This is a genomic window from Fuerstiella sp. (assembly GCA_022447225.1).
In the GTDB taxonomy this organism is placed as follows: Bacteria; Planctomycetota; Planctomycetia; order Planctomycetales; family Planctomycetaceae; genus S139-18.
The window spans coordinates 133606-156579 of sequence record JAKVAZ010000007.1; the positions used below are offsets into that span (position 1 = coordinate 133606).

Consider the following 22974-nt stretch of genomic DNA (forward strand, 5'->3'; position numbering starts at 1 on the left):
GAAGGAATCCCGGTTGAAAGAAGGAGTTCCAGGATATTGACTGCTCAACTGTGTCTGCAGCGGTGGTTCACATGCGAACCTGGTCAGACGATGCTATGCTGCCCTGCCTGTACAGGATGGAATTTGAGGAGCGACCGGTCGAATGAGTGATGCAGTTCAACCCGACGACCAAAAGACCAAAGCCGCTGAAGGTGATCAGCGACTGTCGGCAGATATCCAGGATCCGCCTTCCGGCATGGGCAGTATTCTGCAACAGATCGGGCCCGGTCTGATCATTGCGGCCAGTATTGTTGGTTCCGGTGAGCTGATCATGACCACCAAAACCGGGGCCAGTGCGGGCATCGTACTGCTGTGGCTGATCCTGCTGGGATGCGTTATCAAAGTGTTTGTGCAGCTGGAGCTGGGACGGTTCACCGTCAGTAGTGGTGAAACCACGCTGACCGCACTGAACCGGGTGCCCGGTCCCCGTACCAAACGTATCAACTGGGTGGTTCTGCTTTGGTCAATCATGGCTTTGGCAACCATCGGCCAGCTCGGAGGTATCGTGGGGGGGGTGAGTCAGGCCGTCGCCATCACGTTTCCAATCACAGGTGACTATCAGGACACGATGCGCAGCCCCGCGTCCCAAAGCATTGTGAGATATGTCGGGATTCAGCAGAAGGATCCGGCCTCCAAAGAACTTGGCTGGGTTGAAGAGGAGCTGGACGAGTTATCCGCGGAGGAAAAAGCAGATCTTCTGCGGCAGGCACAGCTTGTGGTCAACGCTGCTGATGATCAGGAACGCAGTGAACAACTGAATATTCTGAATGGGATGACATCACCATCGACGTGGGATGACCGTATCTGGGCCATCATCATCGGACTGTTTACGGCGGTCACCCTGTACTTTGGGCGTTACAGGATGATCCAGAATTTCTCGGTTGTCCTTGTTGTGTCCTTTACGTTCCTAACGATTGGCAATGTCATCGCACTTCAGGGAACGGATTACGCACTTGAAACATCCGACATCATTCGCGGTCTCTCATTCGGACTTCCAGAAGGTTCGGATGCCATCATGACAGCCCTCGCCACATTCGGAATTATTGGAGTTGGTGCTTCTGAACTGGTGATGTATCCGTACTGGTGCCTCGAGAAAGGGTATGCAACGTCAGTTGGTCCAAAGGACGAATCGGAGGCTTGGCTGTTGCGGGCAACAGGCTGGATCCGGGTAATGAAATATGATGCCTTTGCATCGATGGTGATCTACACGCTTTCCACTGCCGCATTCTTCCTGATGGGGGTTGCCGTACTGCATAAAGATGGACGAATTCCAGGCAATTCGCGACTGGTTGCCACCCTGGCCGAAAGCTATGTTCCGGTTTTTGGAGACTACGGCCGGCTGTTATTACTGATTGGTGCGATTGCCGTCCTGTATTCGACCTATCTGGTTGCCAATGCGTCAAACTCGCGAGTCTTTGCCGACTTCACGGGGGTGATCGGGTTGACTGACCGGAATGTCGATTCCAAACAACGCCGGTTCCTTGTCAGTTTGCTCTCATTCTGTCTGCCGCTGGTCTGCGTCCTCGTTTATCTGGTTGTGAAGGCTCCGTTGCTGCTGATCATGATTTCCGGAACCTGCCAAAGCCTGCTGTTGCCGGTACTGGGTTATGGGGCGCTGTACTTCCGCTATCGTGAAACCGATATTCGACTGCGACCGAGTCGTTTGTGGGATCTGGCTCTGATTACGTCGTGCATTGGTATGCTCATTGTTGGTGGTTACGGAGTCTACAAAGAATTACTCAAGCTGGGCTGATTGCGACCGCAGAAACAGTTATCACCGTAAACGGTTGTTTGGGACGCGGATGCTGACGGGGTTGAGGTGATGCTCAATGGCCGGATCGTCGTTCCCTCTGCAATCGGTCGCACCGGAAACCATGCGGCGGATCCCGACCGGCATGTAAAGCGCGGAGGTTCGACCTGCCACGTCAGTTCCGAGGCCGGGCGGATCGAGTTTCGAAAGGGAGCCAGCGGTCCCCTGTCCCACCAGCCGAGTCCGCCTTTCTCCAGTCGCTGATTCAACCTCCGGGGCCTGCCGGTTCAACGCTGCGAAAATGTTCTTTCGGTGACGCAGGTGGGCAGTGATCCGAAGGCAGAAGAAGCGATCGTCGTCAACGAAGTGGACGTGCGGGTTCAGCCGGCAAACTGAAACGTGCAGACCTCCATATTAACGGCCGCTTAGTGTTCGTTTACTGTGGCAGCGGAAGCGTCAGCCAATGCTTGCTGGCGGTTCGTCCGTATTCCAGGTTTAGGTGTTCTTCCCGGAGCACCAGCGAAATGTCTCCGGCAACCGACGTGCGCACTGTTTCACTGCAATTAGCATCTACCGAATGCAATTGGTGTCCGGGGAACATCAGCAGGTCACCTGTCTTTGGCTGAATCGACCAGGTATCGCGATTCCACCAGTTCAGTTTATCGACGGCCGACTTTTCTTCGTTGTGCCAGTCGTAGTGAAATGCTGATTCGAATGGTGATGTGTTGAGTCGTCGTCCCGCATGAAAACGAATGACGGGTCCGTCTTCCGGAACATCAATGTAGTACACCCATGATATGTCGCTGCACGAATGATTGTGCATGACAATCGCACTGTCCTCATCTCCGCAGGAGGGAAATAGAACGAACCAGCTTTTGAGGCACTGCATTTCAAAGAAAGCGGGCTTCATTCCAAGTACCTGCAGGTACTTGCTGACGTGTTCAGCGAGAGTGCTAAAGAATGGTCGAAGTGATTCCTGTTGATGCAGCAGGATTTGCCCGTGGTATTCACCGGTAAAGTGTTTACCGCCGGCACCACGTTCTACTTCAAACCCAAAATGCTCCGCTTCTTTCCTGAAGGCTGTCTGATGCTTCTGATGGTCTTCCAGACGACTTTGGTAAACCAGCGTAGGGAAGAGTGCATGCAACGTTGCCGAATTATCGTTCGTCGAAATATGCATGGTTGGATTGTGCTTTAAACGGTCCGGATGGCTTCAATAGGAAGTACACCGGGGGAAATATTGACCTCGACCGGACGATCTTCGATTCCAGGCAAAGTGTAAGTGGCGAGTGCAACTGCAGAAGTCATTGTTGCCAGAAACTGCGGTCCAGTGTGCGGAAGTTGATGGCTTCGCTGAGGTGATGTTCCTCGATAGTGTCCATGTCTTCCAGATCCGCGATAGTGCGGCTGATGCGAAGGATCTTGTCATGGGCCCGGGCTGACAGGCCCATGTCCTGCATGGCAGCCTTCAGAAGCTGTTCAGCAGACGATACCAGTTTGCAGTGTCTGCGAATTTCCTGAGGCTTCATTTTACCGTTCACGCTGGTTGTGTCGTGACAGAATCTGGTCAGCTGCCGTTCTCGTGCAGTCACAACCTGTTGCCGCATCTCACCACTGGAGGTGCCGGCGACCTGATCCGACAGATCTCGGAACGGAACGGGAGGCACTTCGATATGGATGTCAATCCGGTCCAGTAACGGGCCACTGATGCGGCTGAGGTAGCGTTCGATCTGCATAGGTGTGCAGTTGCACTGACGACGCGGATCGGAACGAAAACCGCATGGACACGGGTTCATCGCGGCCACCAGCATCAGATTCGCCGGAAACGTGACACTGCCCATGGCGCGGGAAATGGTTACAAGCTGATCTTCCAGTGGCTGCCGCAGGACCTCCAGAGTACGGCGGTCAAACTCCGGGAGCTCATCCAGAAACAGAATACCGTGATGAGCCAGACTGATTTCACCCGGTTTTGGAGTGCTGCCGCCACCCACCAGTCCGGCTTCACTGATGGTGTGGTGCGGCGACCGAAACGGACGACGCAGCATCAGTGACTGCCCGGGCTCAAGTCGGGCAGTCGCGCTGTAGATGCGCGTTGTTTCCAAGCTTTCTTCAGGCTGCAGCTCCGGAAGAATTGTACACAGTCGCTGTGATAATAACGTCTTGCCCGTTCCCGGACTTCCGATCATCAGAATGTGGTGACATCCTGCTGCCGCTACCGTTACGGCGCGTTTAGCGGATTCCTGACCTTTGACATCGACGTAGTCAATGTCGTACTGACCGTAGTCAACCCGAGCGCCCTCCCAGCTGAATTGCACCGGATGCAGTTCCAGATTGCCGGTCAGAAATCCAACGGCTTCAGCCAGCATTTCCACGGCGATCACATCGATGCCTTCCACCACTGCCGCTTCCGCTGCATTGGCCGCCGGCACAACAATGTGAGTGCGTCCGGCAGTCCGTGCTGCCAGGGCGATTGACAGGACACCTTTAACCGGTCGCAGACTGCCGTCGAGCCCCAACTCGCCCACAAACACAGAATTGAGAAACTGTTCGGCCGCCTCTATCTGCTCGTCGGAAATCAAAAGTCCCAAAGCGATTGGCAGGTCCAGTGACGCAGCATCTTTGGGGAGATCTGCCGGAGAGAGATTGATCACGATACGATCAATCGGTCGGCCGTAGCCACTGTTCACCAGAGCTCGTTCAATTCGATGGGTGCTCTCTTTAACGGCGGCTTCGGCGAGACCCACCAGGATGGTTTTTGGAAGTGCGCCGGGCGAAATATCAACCTCGACTTCCACCGGAAGCGCTTCGATTCCAAGCAAAGTGTAGGTGGCGAGTCGCGAGAGCATGCCGTCATTCCGGAGAAACGCCGAACGTGAACTCTGCGAGTCTGACCAGGGACCGCCGGAGATGCAATGCTGCGCGGCGTTCTGAAGTACCTGCACTTCAGTGGACTCAATCCGCAGGCGTTAACCTGCAGGATTCACGGAGGTTCCGCAGGTAACAGGGTTTTCAAAGTATCCGTGTCTGTAAGCGAACCCGACGAACAGGGAGACTGGTGTGGAGTGTTCGCACTGCGACGTATATGCACGGGCCGTCCGTCGGTACCACTTTTATGTCCGATGGTCCGATGAACGGTGCAGCGTTCGGGTTTGTTTTGAAAAGCATGAACATCCGTAGAGTCGAATGTTGAGTTGCAATTGTCAGTACCGCAGTGATCCTCTGAAAACAACTACGCAGATCCCGGTCAGGTCACCAGTTTGGTATCTGGTGGTGGGATGGATCGGCTTGCAAATTTTGTCAATCAGTCAGATACTTGCTGCCGGTTGTCGTTGGGGGCAGGTTGTGATCCGATGTCAGACCGGTTGCTGCCGATTTTCCTGGCTCACTGGCTGTTTCCGTTTGGGAAATTAAGTGATCTTCGGTGGTGATGCTGGTGTCCGGCGTGTGTGGGAGATGGAATCTTTGGGGGACCGGGAATTGTTCTGATTCAACACATGTGTTGGACCAATCCGGGGGCCATAGCTCAATCGGTTAGAGCAGCGAACTCATAATTCGTTGGTTGGGGGTTCGAGTCCCTCTGGCCCCACTTTTTCGCCAGTGTTTTTATTGGTTAGAGGGATGCAGGCTTTTGGCGACGAGTATTGGACGGGTGCAGTGACACCAATCTGACGCCAGTCGGAGAGTCCAGCTGTGGACACGGAAGAGGAACGTGAATTTCTCTCGTGGCTGAACGAGTGGTGGTATACCTTTTCCTCTTGGATTGAAGATCCAGAGAAAGTCCCGGACGACTCGTACCGGATCGCATTGCTGCCGGACACTGTGCGCGGCCAAGACGTCCGACTGTGCTGCGTTGTCATCAGGTCGACTTTGGCGGCCATTCTGTTCGAACGAATATCTGTGCGGCAGACATGGTTGAGAGATCTTTACGCTTTGTGCGTCTCTTCACAGCAAACCGGGGATCGGTGTACCGTGGTAGATTCCGTGCGGGCGATCGAGATCGTCGTACCAGACGGCTGACCGTGGAAGTCCCAGCGCCTGATAAATAGTGGCGGCCAGGTTTTCGGGTCTCTGTGGCTCCGATGCTGGATACGCTCCCAGTTTGTCGGACGAACCGATGACTGTTCCGCCGGTAATTCCGGCACCAGCCAGCAGCACTGTTTGTACACCGCCCCAATGGTCGCGGCCTGGCAGTTTGTACGTGTTTGGTAAGCGAAAGATCTTCGGTGTCCGGCCGAATTCTCCCGCGACGACGACCAGCGTTTCCGTCAGCAGGCCACTTTCGTCCAGGTCGTCCAGAAATGCAGTTAACGCTCGATCGGCGGGAGGAAACAGCATGTCGCGTAACAGGGGGAAAATTGCTCCGTGCAGGTCCCACGTGTTGAAATTGCCAAGGTTGACCTGAATCAGATTGACGCCGGTGTCGAGCAGACGGCGGGCCATCAGCATCGACCAGCCGAACAGGTTGCGGCCGTATCGCTCGGCGATTTCCGGTTTTGCACTGGTGACGTCGAACGCCTGCTGCACGCGACTGTCTGTCAACAGGGAAACAGCTCCCTGCCGGAAACGGTCAAATTTGTTCGCGGCTGCCGAATTGTCCAACTCGCGCCGCTGGGCTTCGATTGAAGCGAGCAGTTCGGTGCGACGGTCCATGCGGGCCGTTGTCAGTCCCTCGGGCAGCGAAAGACCGGGAGCCTTAAACTGAGACCGATCGACCACACGATTCTCACTGCGGCGACGGAAGGCGTAGTCGGGATACGCGCCCTTGACATCGTTGCCGCGATAGGGTGACGCTTCGATAAACCACGGATCGTGTCGACTGCCCATCGTGCCGGCAAACTGGCCGGGAATCACGACACCACCCTGGTTCATATTGAGCAGGCGTTGCGGCAGTACGACGGCTGGCGGCAGATTGCCACGTTGCTCCGTCAGCCGTCCGGCGATCGCGGCGATCGATGGCCAGTCGCCCGGTTGTGGTTTGTTTCGGTCGTAACCCGGCGGCAACTGACTGCGTCCGGTCAGCATGATCGTGTGCGATTCGTTATGCTCGTTCGACGAGTGCGACAACGAACGTACGAGCGCCCATTTGTGGGCGCGCTGAGCCAGTAGGGGCAGATGCTCGCAAATGTGCAGGCCAGGAATCTTTGTCGAAATCGGTTGAAACTCACCACGCACGTTGTCGGGCGCCAGCGGTTTCATGTCGAAGCTGTCGTGCTGAGAAAGTCCACCGGTGAGAAAGACATAGACAACACGCTTCGCCGGTGCGGATTCTGCCGGACTCGCAGCCTGCAGTTGCCGGACATGATTCATACCGAGTCCCGGGAAACCCAGCGCTCCGGCCTGGATTGTCGACCGGCGTGAAAACACGGGATGCTGTACTTTTCTGGTTTCAGTCTGCACGTTGAACCGTTCCCTGCGGTCGTTGCTGCAGTGCGTCTTCTGAAACGCTAATTCGCGTTTTCGTGAAACGCAAGTGCCAGCTCTGACAGTTGTCGTTGCCCTGTTTTGCTGCGTGCATATGAGATACAGATTGATGTAACACGTTCGGTGCATCTGCCGCCAGTCAAGCGAAGGAATCCCGCCACTGAATCAGTCAGGATAATTATTTCATTCTTTCAAGGGGTGATTCTGAGAGAGAGAAGACAGAGGAACAGTATATTATAATGATATAAAGGATTCCTGTCAAACGACTTACGTCGATAAAGTCTTTCAGGTTGAGGGCGTGAAAGAATTAATGTCCGTTGATTTTCGTGGTTCGCAAACTAATGTGTTTCCGACTCTCGAAAGCACTTGGTATTACTAGGGGAACTTTAATCGAACTGTCTGGTATCCGATCCGGGACGCAGCTGATATCCCAGATCGGTACACCTTCCATGACTTGAGGCATCAACAGGTGGCTCTCAGGATCGCAGCAGGCGCACACATGAAAGTTATCCAGCAGAGATTAGGGCACAAGAGTTTCCAGGTGACAGCGGACACCTATTCGCACCTGTTCGCTGATGCAGAGACTGATGCGGTTAACGATGTCAACAAGTTGTTCACCGAACAGGCCGTGGGTGTCTGACGTTTGACACCAATGCGAGCGGAAACCGTGAACACTACGGCCGACGAACTGCAGAAAATACTGTGCTTTTTCTGCTAAGTGGAAGCCACGGACACCCGCAATAAAACTCATAACTCGTTGGTTGGGGGTTCGAGTCCCTCTGGCCCCATTTAGCATAGTGGACTTATTCCCGGGGGGCGGGTGCAGTGCGGATGATGGCGTGGCCGTCGGTGGCCTACGTGTTGGTCAGACATTCCAGAGCTGCACTGGCACTCACGCCCTCCACCGTTTCCACGTGGCCAATCCTGTCCGGAAGGATGAACCGGAGCTGTCCGTCAACTGTCTTCTTGTCCAGCATCATGCAGTCTACAATTTCCTGCTGGCGTGCCAGCTGATTCTCAGGAACATCCACGGGCAGTCCAACGGACTTCAATACTGCCACCTGACGGTCCGTGACCTCGGCCGGAATTCGACCAAGGCGGACAGCCAGGCGGCTTGCGCAGATCATGCCAATTGATACGGCCTCTCCGTGCAGAAGCTCGTTGTAGCCGGACAGAGCCTCGAATGCATGGGCAAATGTGTGTCCGTAATTCAGTACGGCTCGAAGTCCGGTCGTTTCGAATTCATCCTTGCGAACGACGGCGGCCTTTAGTTCACAGCTGCGAGCTACGATATGAGCCAGAATCTTCGCATCACGGCTGAGCATGCCATCGACGTTTTCTTCCAGCCATGAAAAGAACTGTTCATCCAGAATGACGCCGTATTTGATGACTTCCGCCAGCCCGGACCGATATTCCCGGTCCGGCAGAGTATTCAAAGTTTGAATATCAATGACCACGCCACGTGGTTGATGGAATGCTCCGATCAGGTTTTTGCCTTTGGCATGATTGATTCCTGTTTTGCCGCCGACCGAACTGTCGACCATCGCCAATAACGTTGTCGGTACCTGAACAAATGGCAAACCTCGAGCGTACGTCGCTGCCAGGAATCCAGCCAGATCTCCGACGACTCCACCGCCCACCGCGACGATCGTCGTCTGACGATTCGCCGACATTTCCACGAGCTTGTCATATAACGTTGAAAGTGCAGTCAGCGATTTCGACCGTTCACCAGCAGCCACTGTAACGATCGAACCGTGGGCATCCGCGCTCCGAAGCGCCTGCAAGACGACGTCGGCATGCGGGTTTTGCACGTGTTCATCCGTTACAATCAGAAATCGGCCTGATTTCCGGGCAAGAAGCTGCGGAGTTTCCGGAAGAATCCCGTTACCAATGAGGATGTCATACGATCGGTTGCCCAACTGGACAGAAACTTGCTGGGGGTAATCTGGCATCAGGAGACAACCGGGGCTCAATTCAAAGGATCGGGGATTGGTGACAGTCGGACAGTTGACCATTGACGGTCTTGTCGGTTTGATGGGTGTGCAACTGGTATCCACATTCACCATGAACTCACACGTTCGAATTCACGAGACGATTTTGAGACATGCTGGCAAAGCGTATCATTCCGTGTCTGGACGTTCACGCGGGCCGAGTCGTCAAGGGCGTGAATTTTGTCAATCTGCAGGATGCCGGCGATCCGGTACAAATTGCGAAGAAGTATGAAGAACAGGGAGCCGACGAACTTGTCTTCCTGGATATTACAGCCAGTCACGAAGAACGCGACATTATTCTGGAGGTTGTTTCCCGTACGTCCGAAGTGGTGTTTATGCCACTGACTGTTGGTGGCGGGATTCGAACGGTCGAAGACATTCGGCAGTTGCTGAACGCCGGCTGTGACAAGGTTTCCATCAATTCTGCGGCCGTCACAAACCCTCAATTTGTACAGGAAGCAGCAAAACGTTTTGGCAGCCAGTGTATTGTGGTCAATATTGATCCCAAACGCGTTCAAAAGGACGGCACGGAATTTTGGGATGTGCACATCAATGGCGGGAGGATTCCCACCGGACTGGAGACGGTGGCCTGGGCGAAAAATATTGAACAACTGGGTGCCGGTGAAATTGTGCTGACGTGTATGGATGCGGATGGCACCAAAGACGGGTACGACCTTGAAATTACCCGGGCTGTTGCTGATGCGGTGTCGGTCCCGGTGGTGGCCAGTGGTGGTGCCGGATCACCTCAACATCTGCTGGAAGCGGTTACGGACGGTGGTGCCAGCGCAGCACTGGCTGCCAGTATCTTCCATTATGGCACGTATACGATTCAGGAAACAAAACAGCATTTTGCGAAACACGGTGTTCCTGTACGAATGCACGAAAGTGTCTGAGATCTGCGGAACCGAATGTCAGACTGAAAAAAAACGTTTTAATCCTGTTAGTTTTGATACTGAAGGTTTGCAGGCAGTGGATGTCGCGTCCGAATCCGAACTGAATAAAACGGCATTGGTTCAAAGGAAAGTGTGGTAAGCGATGGTGCAGGCACGTGAATGGGTCAAATCCAACTTTGATCCTCAGGCGGACATTGAGATCAACAAGATCTTTCGTATGGGGGTCAAACAGGGCTGTTCGGACATTCATCTGCAGGTGGGACGACCACCCGTTTTGAGAATACGCGGAACTCTGATGCCGCTGAATATGCCACCGATTTCTGAGTCACAGATGATCAAGCTTGCCTTTCCCATGATGGACCAGCGAAACCTGGATATCTTTCATCGGGATGGCGGGGCCGACTTTTCAAAAGTGGTGAGCTACAAGGACGAATCATGGCGATTTCGGGTGAATCTGCTGACTCAGCTTGGGCTGGTCGGCATGGTTGCCCGAAAGGTCGAACGCGATATTCCAGTTTTTAAAAATCTGTATCTTCCACCGATTATGGAAAGTCTGTGTAAATTCGACCAGGGGATGGTGCTGCTGGCGGGTGTGACCGGTTCCGGCAAGAGCACAACAATCGCTTCGATGCTGGACTGGATCAATCACAACATGAATCGTCATATCCTGACGATTGAAGACCCAATTGAATTTGTTTACACGTCCGACAAATGTCTGATCAACCAGCGAGAAATCGGTATGGATGTGATCGATTTTCATGTTGCTATGAAACATGCGGTGCGTGAAGACCCGGATATCATGCTCGTTGGAGAAATGCGTGACCAGGAAACGTTTGAAACGGCGATCCATGCGGCAGAAACGGGGCATCTTGTGTTCGGAACCATTCACGCCTCAAACGCCCCTGGTACGATTGCCCGAATTATTGACCTGTTTCCGGCCGCCATGCATGCAGCTGTGCGTGCGGCAATCGGTATGAACATGAAAGCAATCGTTGGGCAGAAACTGCTTAAAACAATTGTCGATCAGCCTGGTCGCGTCCCCATCGTGGAAATCATGACGTTCAATCCAACCGTACGAAAACTGGTGATGGAAGGTGCAGACGAAAAGCTGTCCGCTGCAATCCGAATCGGAAAAGAAGAAGGAATGCAGTTGTTTAACGACAGCCTCTATGATTTTGTAACTCAGGAATACATCAGCCGGGAAGCCGCGTTCGAAGTCTCTCCGAACATTGAAGAATTAAAAATGAGACTCAAGGGAATTGAAGTCAAAGGTCCTTCGATATTGTGAAACCGGAAGCTGCAATCCACATATGAACGATCAGGCAGACTGTTCCCTGATTTGCGACCCGACTGGCAAAACGGATGTGATTTGACTTCGGGAAATTCCCCGGATTTCCTGCGTTTTGACGTGGACCGGACTGTCGGGCATTTTCTTGACGGTATGTCCCGCTCCAGTTACGCTTTAGTCAGCTGCCTCCCGCTCCGTTCTTTCTCGGAACACCCTTACTTGTCAAAGAATCCAGCTGAAAGTTTGTGACGTGGCCTGAGTTAACCGTTTGCTCCCGGCCGCAGGAGTTCCCGATGCTGACGTTGTTTGGTCAATCTTCACGTATGTGCGACGGTGTTAACCGTCGCGCATTTTTGCAGATTGGGGGACTGTGCGGCGGACTGACGCTGGCTGATATTCTGCGATCCGAATCGCAATCGACTGCCAGGTTACCACACAAGGCTGTGATCAATATCTTTCTGGCCGGTGGTCCTCCGCATCAGGATATGTGGGAAATCAAGACGGAGGCTCCTGCAGAAATTCGCGGGGAGTTTTGTCCGATCTCAACAGCTGTTCCAGGGATTCAGATTGGGGAATGTTTTCCGCAGCTTGCCGGAATGATGGACAAACTGGCAGTCATTCGGTCCGTTGTCGGAATTAATGCAGGTCACGATGCCTTTCAGTGTTTTAGTGGTTGGAGTCGAGGCAGTATGCGGCCTATTGGTGGGCGACCTTCCATCGGGTCGGTGCTTGGTCGAGTGCTGGGCTCTGCCGATACCGGCATTCCGCCGACGGTTGCTCTGGCTGCGTCAACCAGACATGCCCCCTGGTCGGAGCCGGGTTCCGCGGGTTTTCTGGGTTCGGCATGGCAGCCCTTTCGGCCAGGTCATGAAGGTGCTGATCATCTGACACTTAACGGTGTCACACTTGACCGGCTCAGCGATCGCAGGTCACTTCTGACCGGTCTGGACCAACTCAAACGTACGGCCGATGTGACCGGCAGCATCGACGAAATGGATGTGTTTAACCAGGCAGCGTTCGGGGTGCTGACATCCAGCCGTCTTGCTGACGCGCTGGACATTTCCCAAGAGTCGTCCGAGACGCGAGAACGGTATGGTGACGGCAGGCCCTACCATTATCAGTATGACGGTGCGCCGACGTGTAACGATCACCTTTTGATCGCCCGACGACTTGTGGAAGTCGGTGTGCGTTCTGTAACACTTTCATACGGACGCTGGGACAGCCACGGGGCCAACTTCGATCTGATGCGTCATCACGGTCCCAGACTGGATCAGGCTGTTAGTGCACTGGTGGAAGACCTCGATGAACGTGGCATGCTGGACGATGTGACTGTTGTGGTCTGGGGTGAATTCGGACGAACACCCCGTATTAACAAAGGGGCCGGACGAGATCACTGGCCGCGGGTCAGCTGTGCCCTGCTGGCGGGTGGCGGTATGATGGCCGGGCAGGCCATCGGCTGCACGAACCGCCTTGGAGAATATGCCGTCGATCGCCCTGTTGATATGCAGGAGATCGTGGCCACGATTTACCACAATATTGGCATTGATCCGATGACCACCACGATCGACGATCCGAACGGTCGACCGCAGTATCTCGTCGACAAACGAATCCCGGTACCTGAACTTGTGTGACTTTGACTTAGTTGCGGGTCGGGTGACTGACCGCAGATCGGTTACATCCGGCAGGTTACCAATGGTAACGCTGTTGTTTTGTCTGTTGGCTTTGCCGGCGTCAGCAGCTGAACCCACCCGGACAATTCTGTGGCGTACTCCCGTCAGTGACATTCGGATTTGTGGTGTGAGTGGCCGGAGTCTCGATCTGCCGAGTTCGAACATGGTTCCGATTCGCGCCTGGGCGGGACTGTTGACAGACTCGAACGGCGGACCGTTCGCCGGCGAGTTGAAACAGAAGCATCTGCTGCAGGTGGCGCAGCAGTTTGATCATTGGAAACATGAATTGGCCGGTGACGATGCCACGTCTGAAATCAACAGACGACTTCATCACACCGGTCCGTTTGACCCGGTCTGGTTCGATACGGTGGTAATCCAGGAGGAACATCAGCCGCACCTCCGACTGTTTGTCGACTATGATCTTGATGGAAAGCTGGAGGCCCATGGAATAGTGACATTGGAGTCCGATACAGCCTCACCACAGGACTGGCTTCGCATGTTGCTCACTCGTGACGACACGTCGAATCGTGTGATCGATGGGGAATTGCCGAAAATCACGAAGGCAACCGTTTCCCCGGGTGGTTTCGTTTCGGAATCGACGATAGATCCGGAAAAATTTCAGCAGCTTTACAGGCAACTGAGAAGGCTTGACCGGCCATCCGAACGCAAAAACCATCTGTTGGAAATCGTGGCTCTGGTTGATCAGTTGATTCCTGAACTTGAACAAAGACCGGGGACAGACTCTGTTGAGGTGGCGGATCTGCTGTATCGGAAGGGACGGGCGCTTGGTTATCGAGAGTTGCCCGATGTCGTTGCCCGCAACCCGATCAAATGTCCGGAGCAGCTGAATCGCGAATTTGAAATGACATTTGCACGGCTTCGGAGTCTTGTGGATGTGACGCAGCCTCAATACGTGCTGCTGGCGATTCGCCGGGAACGACGTCGAGGATATCGTGGAGCCGCTCTTGATCTGCTGGAAACCTGTCGACACAACCATCCACATTCCGGGTGGTATCATAAGAAGCGCAGCGATCTGTTGAAGGAACTGAATCTGCCGCTGCTGGCCCACCAGGCTGCCGCTGACCTGTGGCTTAAGGGGGCTCGTCCGGTACGTCCGGTACCGGTGATCTTTCGTATGAGCAGCAAATCTCCGGTGGTGTTCGAGGTTAGTTGGGAGCCTGCACCACCGTGGCGATCTCAGACAGTAACGTTGCGAAATGTATTGCCGGGCGTGGTCGAAGGAGTCGCCTGGCTGCGTGTAAATTCTGCCTACCGGATTATTCTTCCGGAGAGAATCCGGCGACGATTCAGCACAGATGAGGAACTGTTGAGGGCCGGTTCAGTGGTTGCGCTGCGTCAGATCGGAGAGCTCGATCAGTGAACGGGCAATTTCATCGGCGGCATTGGGGCGATGGAGCAGGCGGGCGGCCTGGCTCATCATTTGTCTTGATGAATGATTGTTGACCAGGGCGTGAACAGCATTTGCCAGATCGACCTGCGGATGTGAACCGGTTTCATCGATAACCAGTGCTGCTCCCTGTTGCCTTAGAAATTCGGCGTTGCTTTGCTGATGGTTGAGTGCTGCGGTGCTCAGTGGGACCAGGATGGACGGACATCCGGTGGCAGCGATCTCACCCAGTGTGACCGCACCTGCTCTGCTGATCACAAATGCCGAGCTTTCCAGTGTTCCGGGCAGGTCATCGAGGTAGGGCTTTGTGGTGATGCGGGGCTGACCAGACTGTGTGACGATGACGGGACGAATGTTTGAACCGGTCTGGTGGAGAATTTCCCAGCCGTAGGGAAGTTTGAGTCGCGGCAGTGCTGCATGCACGATTTCATTAAGGCGTTGGCTACCCTGACTGCCCCCGACGATCAGAATCCGGCGGGATTCGAGAGTCATTGAAGAGTGGGTTTCATTTGTGGTGTCGGTGTTCCATGACCGCACGGGCATTCCGACACATTTGAAATCAGTGAGCAGCGGAACCTTTTCTGCCGGCCAGGCACAAAAACGTGCGGTTGCCAGCGGCTTCCACCATCGGGTGATTTTTCCGGGCTGAGTATTTGCTTCAAACAGGACTGTAGGAATCCGCGACCGTTTTGCCGCCAGCAGTCCGGGCAGTGACGCGAAGCCACCTGTTGCGAAGACAACGTGTGTACTGATGCTTTTGAACCGTCGCCGGCATCGGAGCACGGAACCTGCCAGAGCCCGTGTCTGTGAGATGTTCGACCACTTCAGACCGGGCGGTTGTGTCACCGAAAGCGAAATAATTGAGCATCGTTTGTCGTCGGCAACGAATGAGTTTTCCAGAACGACGCGATCAATATCCCGATGACTTGTCAAAAATGTAGCTTGTGCATCAGGGTCCTGCTGAAACACTGCCGAAGCCACGGCAATCGACGGTGTTAAATGTCCGCCGGAACCTCCGCCGGAGAATACGAGATGCCTTGAATGATTCCGTGTACCGGTCACAGGCACTGTCTAATTTTCGGTTTCACAGTACTCACTGACACCGTCGGCGGAGATCACCAGCAGTCTTTGTGTGAGTGGATGGTGCATTGACTGGTAATCATGGACTACGCGGTCGCGTACATGACTGATGAGTTTTGGGTGATTCAGTGATACGGCAACAAAGAAGTCACGATTCGGAACGCCTACAATCACTTCCGGACCGAACAGTTCTCTCAATCGCTGGTGAAACGTCGGCCCGAGAATTCGGGCACTGTTGTAAGGATCCGGATTCACGGGAACCAGCATCTGGGGGTCGGATTCATCACCGATCAGATTGACCTGCATGGGGTGGTCAGCGGCGTAGCCTTCCAGATTGATCATGGCGAGTTCCTGCAGTGATTCTACCGAAAGGTTCCACTGCTGAAGCATCTCACCATGGACGAATCGATAAGTATCATCCTCATCGATGACGAAAACCTGAGTTAGCCCTCCGATCCACGGCAATTGAACAAAATCCTTCAGCGTGTCACCCGCGTCTTCATCCGGATACAACATTGGAAGGATACGATCTTCTACCTGTTCAAACGGCGGCATGACCTGTTCAGGCCCCCATTCCTGCAGACGTACGACACTGGTCAATCCCGGCAGGACAATCTGAGAAAAATTTTTGGGCTGCTGCAAATAAGATCGGTAGAAATTAGAAAGGTTGATTTCTGATCCCTGCAGTTCGAGGGCAAATCGGCTTTTCGATTCAACCTGTAGCAGCGGAAAGTGTTTCCGCGCAAGCGCGATCACTTCCTGGCGAAACGGTTCCGGGGGCATGGCCGGAGTTTCTGCAAATCTGACGGAATGCAGGATCGACACACATGTGCTGACTGTTGTGGTGTCCAGTGCTTTGCCTGGAGTGGACTGCAGACTGACCACCAGCATCACATTTTTATGCTCCAGAATCCACAGCCTCCATTCGTAGGGTCGGCGTTTGAACCATTTCCACCAGGATCCGCTGTCGCGGCGGCGAGACGAGCCGGTCCAGCATCGGCTTGATGTCGGAATGTCCAGAGGATCCCCGTGTCGTGACCGTACCACGTCAGGGAACAGTGTCGAGACTGAGAACGCCGGTGCAGACTCTGCGGAGGAATCCGGATCAATCCATGCGGCGTACAGCATCATGGACCATGTTTCAGATGTATCAGCGAACTGCGGCCGAATTTCAGTCACTGATTCTTTTTGTATCAACTGCACAGAATTGGGAAAACGGCATCGAAACCAGTTCGCAGGTCCCTGGAATTCAGAATAGTCCTGTGGACTTTCATGCTCTGAATATTCACAAAAATCTGCCATTGTGTACACGCTCGTTTGTCTGATGAGTTCCACAAATGATTTTATTGACCCTGTCTTAAAATACCCAGCTGACGACAGGATGCACACGGGGCAACAGGGGGTCAGTGACCGGTTTCTGCAGACAGACTGACCCCGGCAGTGGAGTACAACCGAAGGTCTGATTCAGTCAGTTTTCAGATACTCCAGCCGTGTCGATAGTCCTTACGAAGTAACGCGTCTGCAATGTTATCACCAGTGCTCATGGTCGCAGGATTATACGAGATGGTACCTCCTTTCCGGTAGGCAACGTTGCCCAGCAGTACCACTTCAGTAAACGGCCCTGCGTAACCGAAATGGCTGCCGGTGGGAGAATTTGTTTTGCAGGCCGTTATCCACTGTTGATGATGATATGTGTCTGAAAAGGCTGGCAGAGGTTCTTGTTCCGTAGCGGGGTTCGCGTTCAGGATCTGTGGGGCCCTGCCGTGTGCAATTGATATTTTGCCTTTGGATCCAATAAAGAGCGAACCATTCATGGGAAGTTTGGCCTGAACCGCGTCGGCGGGACTCGACATGCCTTCATACCAGTAAATCACGACTTTCTTTTTTCCATCGTAGGCCGGAAAGGTAAAGGTGGTTTTCATTTGTGTTGGACCACAGTGTTTACTGGGGGGCGGCCCCTCGGAAAACACCTTCACCGGACGACCTCCCAGCTTCAACGCCTGAAAAGCCGGATCCATCAGATGAATGGCCATATCCCCAATTGCCCCACATCCAAAATCCCACCAGCCTCTCCAGCGAAACGGTGCATAGGCCTGGTGGTACGGACGTTCGGCGGCCGGTCCCAGCCACAGATCCCAGTGCAGGTGTTCGGGAACAGCCGGTGTTTCCTTTGGTAGATCGATTCCCTGGTCCCACCATCGACCGGGACGGTCGGTAATAATGTGAACTTCCTGAACATCTCCGATGACACCGGAGTTCAACATCCTCACCAGACTGACATATCCGGGGTGTTCATGGTTTTGTGTACCCATCTGAGTCGCCAGATTTTTTTCTGAGGCGAGCTGAGCAATGATGCGGGCTTCTGCCACCGTATGTGTCAGGGGTTTTTCGCAATAGACGTGTAAACCCCGTTTCAACGCTCCGATCGTGGCGGGGGCGTGATTGTGATCCGGCGTGGCAATCACGACCGCATCCAGATTGTCCTGATCGAGCAGCTGTCGATAGTCGTAGTACGTTGTGGCATTTGGATGTTGTTTTGAGACTGCGGCTAATCGTTGTTCATCCACATCGCAGACGGCGGCAATAGTTTCGGTACTTACCGCTGCCAGGTCAGACCGTCCTCTTCCTCCCACACCGATCACACCAATGTTCAGCCTGTCATCGGCACCCGACAGCCGCGATGGCAGAAAAAGAGGAGCCGTGACTGCCGCTGTACTGAGTTTTAAAGCTGAACGCCGAGAATAGAGAGACATACTCAGTCTGCCTGACAGTGGTCAAAGACCGTGGAGGGTGAGGGTTGTGACGCAGCGGGACAAATACAGGTGGCGGTTTAACTGAAAGTCCGGGAATACTGGTGTCACATGCGGGCCAGGCTAGAGAATACACGGAAACCACTAAAAAAAAACACTGAACCGTCTTCACTCGTTTTGCAGGAGTTTTCAGGGATGAAAATCCTGCGTTTCCGGCCAAACGTGCGTGACATCACCACATCAGGCTATCATCAACGAGGTTAACAAAACCACAGGACTACCTGCAGTGGGAGCCAGTCTGGTCAGTGTTCGATCACGGCTGAGGCCCGGAAAATTTTGTCAAACGTTGGTCTGGCGGATGTGCTGTGTGATCAATCCAGAATCTTAATTCGCAGATCTTTGAAATGCACAAACATGCCGGGATCGTGAAGCTGAAGCTGAATCATACCGCGACTGAGTCGTTTTTCGTTCGGGAGATATTCGGTAAACTCTGAGGCCGGTTTGTCGTTGAGATAAAAGCTGAATTTGTTGCCGCGTGCAATAATATGCACTTCATTCCAGTCACCTTTGTGAATGTCATCGACCGACAGAGCTTTATTGATCGAGGTAATTGTTGGTTGGTCATTTTTGTCAATCACCAGACGGTCTCCTCGAAAACAGCGATGCTCTCTGCGGCCGGGGGTGTGAAAATCCCAGGCACCGAGAATTGTGTTTCCGATTCCGGCGTGCCCAAAATCGGCGTGATAGCTTTGAAAATCACGCCGACCGGTTTCATCTTTGCGTGCGCGGATGCTGACACCACTGTTTCCTTTGCCGGGAAAGCGGTAGCTGAGTTTCATTTCGAAATCAGCAATATCATGATTTTCAAAGACCAGATAGCCGCGACCTTTGTCGCCATTGCCAATAATCATTTCGTTTTTGACAGTCCAGGCATCTTTCGCGCTGACCGGCGCAACGTTCCAACCGTTCAGTGTTTTTCCATCGAACATGGAAACGAATTCTTCGTGTGCCGAAACTGACATATTGAACAAAAGTACTGCACCGAATATCGACGTATGACCGATGCCGAACAGTGAATTCATGGAAGTGCTCCGGATTGAAAGGGCCTGACCCTGTACCAATAGTTGGCAACGACAGCGAAGAGGTGGCTGAACGAGCGCACTGTCCGTTTACACGTAGAAAAATGTGCGTTCAGCTGTGGTGGTAAGCAGCTTATGACGATCCTGTTCGTCGGCAAACTCAAGGCAGTTCCGTACCAGATCAATTGAGCTGGCGTAAGTACTGGAACCGGTCAGCTGGTACGGGCAGTCGCTGGCCCACATCAACCGATCCGGTCCATAGCTTTCATACAGCCTTTTGATCATAGGAATCAATTCGTGATGAGGTGGTTGTTTTCTTCCGAGCGCGTAGTATGCGGAGATCTTTACTTTGACGTGTGTATGGTTCGCCAGATGACACAGCCGGGACAGATCAGTGTCCCGGATCGTGCCGTCGATACCGATCCGGGCAAAGTGATCAATCACAACCGGAGTCTCCGGATGACGCTGACAGGCTTCATCAACCGCGGGGAGCTGATCTGCGTCGATCAGGCAGCACATCGGCTGTTTGGTTTCAGCAGATGTTTGCCACATTTCCGTCATCCCGTCCGTCTTCAGCCAGTCCGAAATTCCTTTTCGCGGGTTGATACGGAAGCCGGTCACGCCGCACTGAAGCAACTGTTTCATCACTTTTCCGCAGTTGGGCCTCAAATCATCCACCATGCCGACGACGCGAAACGTGTTCGGGTGGCGCCGCCATGCATCGATCAGATACGTATTGTCAAAGCCGTGAAATGGTGAGTGCTGAATCAGAACGACTCGTCCGACACCATGAGGTCGGGCCACGGCCATGAGCTCTTCGTCAGTGAAACTCCGGGGAGCAAGGTCGTCCGGTGTGGTTCCGGGTGCCAGCTTGAAGACGCTCGTATCCGGAGTCCAGATATGTGAATGAGCGTCGATCCACGGCGTTTGCCCGGCTGCTTCCGATGAGCAGGCCGTTCTGCTGCCGGAAGCAGCGATTGCGACTCCGGCGGCAATGGCTCCTCTTCGGGACATCGGTGATTGCGGGTTCATGGTAGGATTCTCCGAAAAACTTAAAAGCTCTACCCGCTCTTGTTCAGATTGCGAACAACTCCATCCCAGTTTGCGGGCGCGTTTCTGTTGTGTTGAGTGATCTGCATGGCCAGATAGTCCTGTGCCCGATCTTCCGGGGGCATTCGATGCAGACAGGACCATGCGCTGTTCCAGTCTCCCTGAATAAACGCTTCCACTCCTCGTTCAAAATCATCCAGGTGCTGTTGTGTCAGAGATGGCAGCAGTGATTCCGGTGGTACGAGTTCACTGACCATTAACGGACGGTCCATCCCGTAGGGCAGAAGTCGCAGCAGTTTGCGAACCCGGCCTTCCGTCGCTGACAGCTGTGTCCTCACCAGTTGATCCAGATACTGGTCAATCAAAATCGGAACGTGAAGCTTCCGTGTCATGCCTTCAAGACGACTTGCCAGATTTACGACCGGACCAAATACAGTGACTTTGACCTGCTCACGCGTACCGATTTTTCCTGCAACGGCCCTGCCGTACGCGATTCCGACACTGGTTTCAAAGTCAGTCAGTGGATGTTGCGGGTCGGCACGAGCTTTTTCGAATTCGCTGCGAATCGCCAGTGCAGCCCGGCAGGCGTTCAATGGTGATTCGTCCGTTGATATTGGCCACCCCCAAAAACCTAATGCTGCGTCCCCCTGAAAGTCACCGGTGACACCGCCGAATCGCAGAATCTGACTGGTCATCACTTCCAGAGCGAGACTGACACGTTCCAGCAGTCCCATAAGATTGTCGGCCTGTTCCTCAGCACGATGGCTGAATCCTCGCAGGTCGCAAAACAGCACCGTCACATCGCATTCCCGGGGTTCCAGCAGCGATGTGTCGAGATCGCTGCCAACGGCTTCCAGAACCGGTGGCGAAAAGAACTGACGCAGACCTGCCTGCTGTCGCTCCAGTTCCTGCTGCCTCTGCAGTGAGCCAACAATCTCGGCGATGAATTCGGTGAACTTAATGTCCGCGTGCAGATGTTGGCGACTCGTTCGGGTCGCTGTGACAGGGCTCCGACCGGCCAGGTAAAATACACGATTCTGCACAACATCCGAAAAAAATGGAGTGCAGAATGCCCAGTTGAATTCTGCCTGTTGAGTATACGCTGTGGCGTTCTCCTTCGATGTGGTTTCGTCCCAGACATGCAAAATTGATTTTTGCTGAGTGATCGCGTTATGAATCATTCTGGTACTTGGCTGCAGCAGCCCGTTTGTTTCGTAACGACGTTCCTGATGCAGTACACGTGCTTTGTTGTTTTCATCAATGCTGACGACAGCGGCCCCGTCAGCATGCTGAATTCCCGCCAGGAGCAGGCCCAGCAGGGCAATGTGCAGATCACGTTCCACGCCGGACTCTCTGATGACAGCCGGCAGGCTCGTCAGGACTTCGATACGTTTGTCAGCATCTTCATAACGAATATTTTGCAGCTGCCGCCGGTCGATCGCCAGTTGTTGTCCGCCGGAACTGCGAGGGGAGTCACTTTGAGTCACCTGGCCGAGTTCGAATCTGGAATCTCCAATTACAAACGATTGTCCGGAACGCAGTTCCGACGTCTGGATCTCATTACCGTCAACAAAGACAGGGTTGACGGATTCATTCAGGCGAGTCACTCGGATTGCGTCGCTGCGGGTTTCCACACGAACGTGCAGTCTGGAGATTCGAGTGTCCCAGTCAGTGCGGAAGTCCGCCGCTTCTCCACGTCCAAGGATTTTGGATTCACCGGCGGCAAGCACGAACTGACGATCCAGTCGGCGGTCGTCATAAAATGCAAGCAGTCTGAGCATGAAAGCCGAAATTCCCAAACAGGACCATTTATGCGGAGGGACCCAGCCCCTGCATGCGGCGCCAGGTACTCAATTGTCCCAGATGCATCAGCATGTGACCCGAACACATAAAGTTGCACATTGAACCGAGGGTCGGGAATTTTTCTGCCATTGTTTCCAGCGGATTGGGCTGGGCCAACTGTTCGTCGGTGGCTGCAGTGACTGCATCTTCAGCGGATCGGTATCCTGCAAAGAATGACTCGGTAATCACGTGCATAGGGGGATAGACAGAGCCGTCGGGGTCGTCGACACACTTCATTCCTTTGGCAAATACTACCTCGAATCCTTCGGGTACAATCGGTGCCTGTCCGCCGGCCATCCCGGCAATTTTTGGACCATAAAGAGCAAGGTGTCCGAAAATGAATGCCGGATGATTTGAATCGATCGTTTGACCACCGGGCGCGGCCAGCCGACCAAAACTTTGGGGCGAAACACCCTGAATGAGCTGTTCGGCGTAATTGACAGACAGTTTCAAGCCATCACCGATGGTTTGGCCTAAAGAGCGGGACATCTTTAAGACTCCTGATTGACGTGTTTGACGAATGTCGATCGGACACACACCGAACTCAACTTTGCAGGAACTACTCAGCATCGCTCAACTTTGTCATTCATCTTATCAGTATCCTTCGCAGAATTCAGCTGTAGCAGCCCCTCGCATCGTTTCACTCCGTTATTCTTCGCGCCGGGTAACAAAGTCGGGAAGTTGCGCTGTCAGCAGGAGTCTGCTTTCCGGAA

17 protein-coding genes and 1 tRNA gene are annotated in these 22974 nt (G+C 53.7%); 7 read left to right on the forward strand and 11 right to left on the reverse strand.

Annotated features, from left to right (window positions below; translation table 11 throughout):
- The first annotated feature begins 142 nt into the window (after positions 1 to 142).
- A complete protein-coding gene (locus tag MK110_08055; GenBank protein ID MCH2211242.1) occupies positions 143 to 1792 on the forward strand; it encodes an Nramp family divalent metal transporter in 1650 nt (549 codons plus the stop codon).
- Positions 1793 to 2225: 433 nt separating this feature from the next.
- Here MK110_08055 and MK110_08060 read toward each other — a convergent pair whose 3' ends face one another.
- Positions 2226 to 2969 (reverse strand): 2OG-Fe(II) oxygenase family protein, encoded by a 744-nt coding sequence (locus MK110_08060; protein MCH2211243.1) that lies wholly within the window; start codon positions 2967 to 2969, stop codon positions 2226 to 2228.
- A gap of 124 nt (positions 2970 to 3093) precedes the next feature.
- The gene (locus tag MK110_08065; GenBank protein MCH2211244.1) at positions 3094 to 4635 is read right to left on the reverse strand and encodes a YifB family Mg chelatase-like AAA ATPase; all 1542 of its coding nucleotides are present in this window, start codon (positions 4633 to 4635) and stop codon (positions 3094 to 3096) included.
- A gap of 666 nt (positions 4636 to 5301) precedes the next feature.
- On the opposite strand from MK110_08065, the gene MK110_08070 reads away from it, so the two are divergent.
- Positions 5302 to 5375 (forward strand) — tRNA-Ile (locus tag MK110_08070).
- A gap of 356 nt (positions 5376 to 5731) precedes the next feature.
- Here MK110_08070 and MK110_08075 read toward each other — a convergent pair.
- Positions 5732 to 7186: a DUF1501 domain-containing protein gene (locus MK110_08075; GenBank protein MCH2211245.1), complete on the reverse strand. Its 1455-nt coding sequence runs from the start codon at positions 7184 to 7186 to the stop codon at positions 5732 to 5734.
- Between the two features lie 478 nt (positions 7187 to 7664).
- Here MK110_08075 and MK110_08080 point away from each other — a divergent pair, with 478 nt between their 5' ends.
- Positions 7665 to 7850 (forward strand): hypothetical protein, encoded by a 186-nt coding sequence (locus tag MK110_08080; GenBank protein ID MCH2211246.1) that lies wholly within the window; start codon positions 7665 to 7667, stop codon positions 7848 to 7850.
- Positions 7851 to 8064: 214 nt separating this feature from the next.
- On the opposite strand, the gene aroB is transcribed toward MK110_08080, so the two are convergent.
- Positions 8065 to 9162 (reverse strand): 3-dehydroquinate synthase, encoded by a 1098-nt coding sequence (gene aroB, locus MK110_08085; GenBank protein ID MCH2211247.1) that lies wholly within the window; start codon positions 9160 to 9162, stop codon positions 8065 to 8067.
- A 152-nt stretch (positions 9163 to 9314) separates the two neighbouring features.
- Between aroB and hisF the strand changes: the two genes are divergently transcribed.
- From hisF to MK110_08105, 4 genes are all read left to right on the forward strand, one after another.
- Complete coding sequence (gene hisF, locus MK110_08090; protein MCH2211248.1) at positions 9315 to 10094, forward strand: imidazole glycerol phosphate synthase subunit HisF; 780 nt, start codon at positions 9315 to 9317, stop codon at positions 10092 to 10094.
- Between the two features lie 142 nt (positions 10095 to 10236).
- Positions 10237 to 11382, forward strand: coding sequence for a PilT/PilU family type 4a pilus ATPase (locus MK110_08095; GenBank protein ID MCH2211249.1), 1146 nt, complete (start codon positions 10237 to 10239; stop codon positions 11380 to 11382).
- Between the two features lie 293 nt (positions 11383 to 11675).
- A complete protein-coding gene (locus tag MK110_08100; GenBank protein ID MCH2211250.1) occupies positions 11676 to 13013 on the forward strand; it encodes a DUF1501 domain-containing protein in 1338 nt (445 codons plus the stop codon).
- A 61-nt stretch (positions 13014 to 13074) separates the two neighbouring features.
- Complete coding sequence (locus tag MK110_08105; GenBank protein ID MCH2211251.1) at positions 13075 to 14433, forward strand: hypothetical protein; 1359 nt, start codon at positions 13075 to 13077, stop codon at positions 14431 to 14433.
- Here MK110_08105 and MK110_08110 read toward each other — a convergent pair.
- The 7 genes from MK110_08110 to MK110_08140 form a co-directional block, all read right to left on the reverse strand.
- Positions 14392 to 15441: a UDP-N-acetylglucosamine--N-acetylmuramyl-(pentapeptide) pyrophosphoryl-undecaprenol N-acetylglucosamine transferase gene (locus MK110_08110; GenBank protein MCH2211252.1), complete on the reverse strand. Its 1050-nt coding sequence runs from the start codon at positions 15439 to 15441 to the stop codon at positions 14392 to 14394. The two genes, MK110_08105 and MK110_08110, sit on opposite strands and share 42 nt — an antisense overlap.
- A gap of 90 nt (positions 15442 to 15531) precedes the next feature.
- Positions 15532 to 16719 (reverse strand): DUF1444 family protein, encoded by a 1188-nt coding sequence (locus MK110_08115; protein MCH2211253.1) that lies wholly within the window; start codon positions 16717 to 16719, stop codon positions 15532 to 15534.
- Positions 16720 to 17015: 296 nt separating this feature from the next.
- Positions 17016 to 18293: a Gfo/Idh/MocA family oxidoreductase gene (locus MK110_08120; GenBank protein ID MCH2211254.1), complete on the reverse strand. Its 1278-nt coding sequence runs from the start codon at positions 18291 to 18293 to the stop codon at positions 17016 to 17018.
- Positions 18294 to 18661: 368 nt separating this feature from the next.
- On the reverse strand, positions 18662 to 19372 hold the full coding sequence (locus MK110_08125; GenBank protein MCH2211255.1) for a DUF1080 domain-containing protein: 711 nt from the start codon (positions 19370 to 19372) through the stop codon (positions 18662 to 18664).
- 87 nt (positions 19373 to 19459) lie between these two features.
- Positions 19460 to 20401, reverse strand: coding sequence for an amidohydrolase family protein (locus MK110_08130; GenBank protein ID MCH2211256.1), 942 nt, complete (start codon positions 20399 to 20401; stop codon positions 19460 to 19462).
- 29 nt (positions 20402 to 20430) lie between these two features.
- A complete protein-coding gene (locus MK110_08135) occupies positions 20431 to 22200 on the reverse strand; it encodes an adenylate/guanylate cyclase domain-containing protein (GenBank protein MCH2211257.1) in 1770 nt (589 codons plus the stop codon).
- A 28-nt stretch (positions 22201 to 22228) separates the two neighbouring features.
- Positions 22229 to 22750, reverse strand: coding sequence for a hypothetical protein (locus MK110_08140; GenBank protein ID MCH2211258.1), 522 nt, complete (start codon positions 22748 to 22750; stop codon positions 22229 to 22231).
- Between the last annotated feature and the right edge of the window lie 224 nt (positions 22751 to 22974).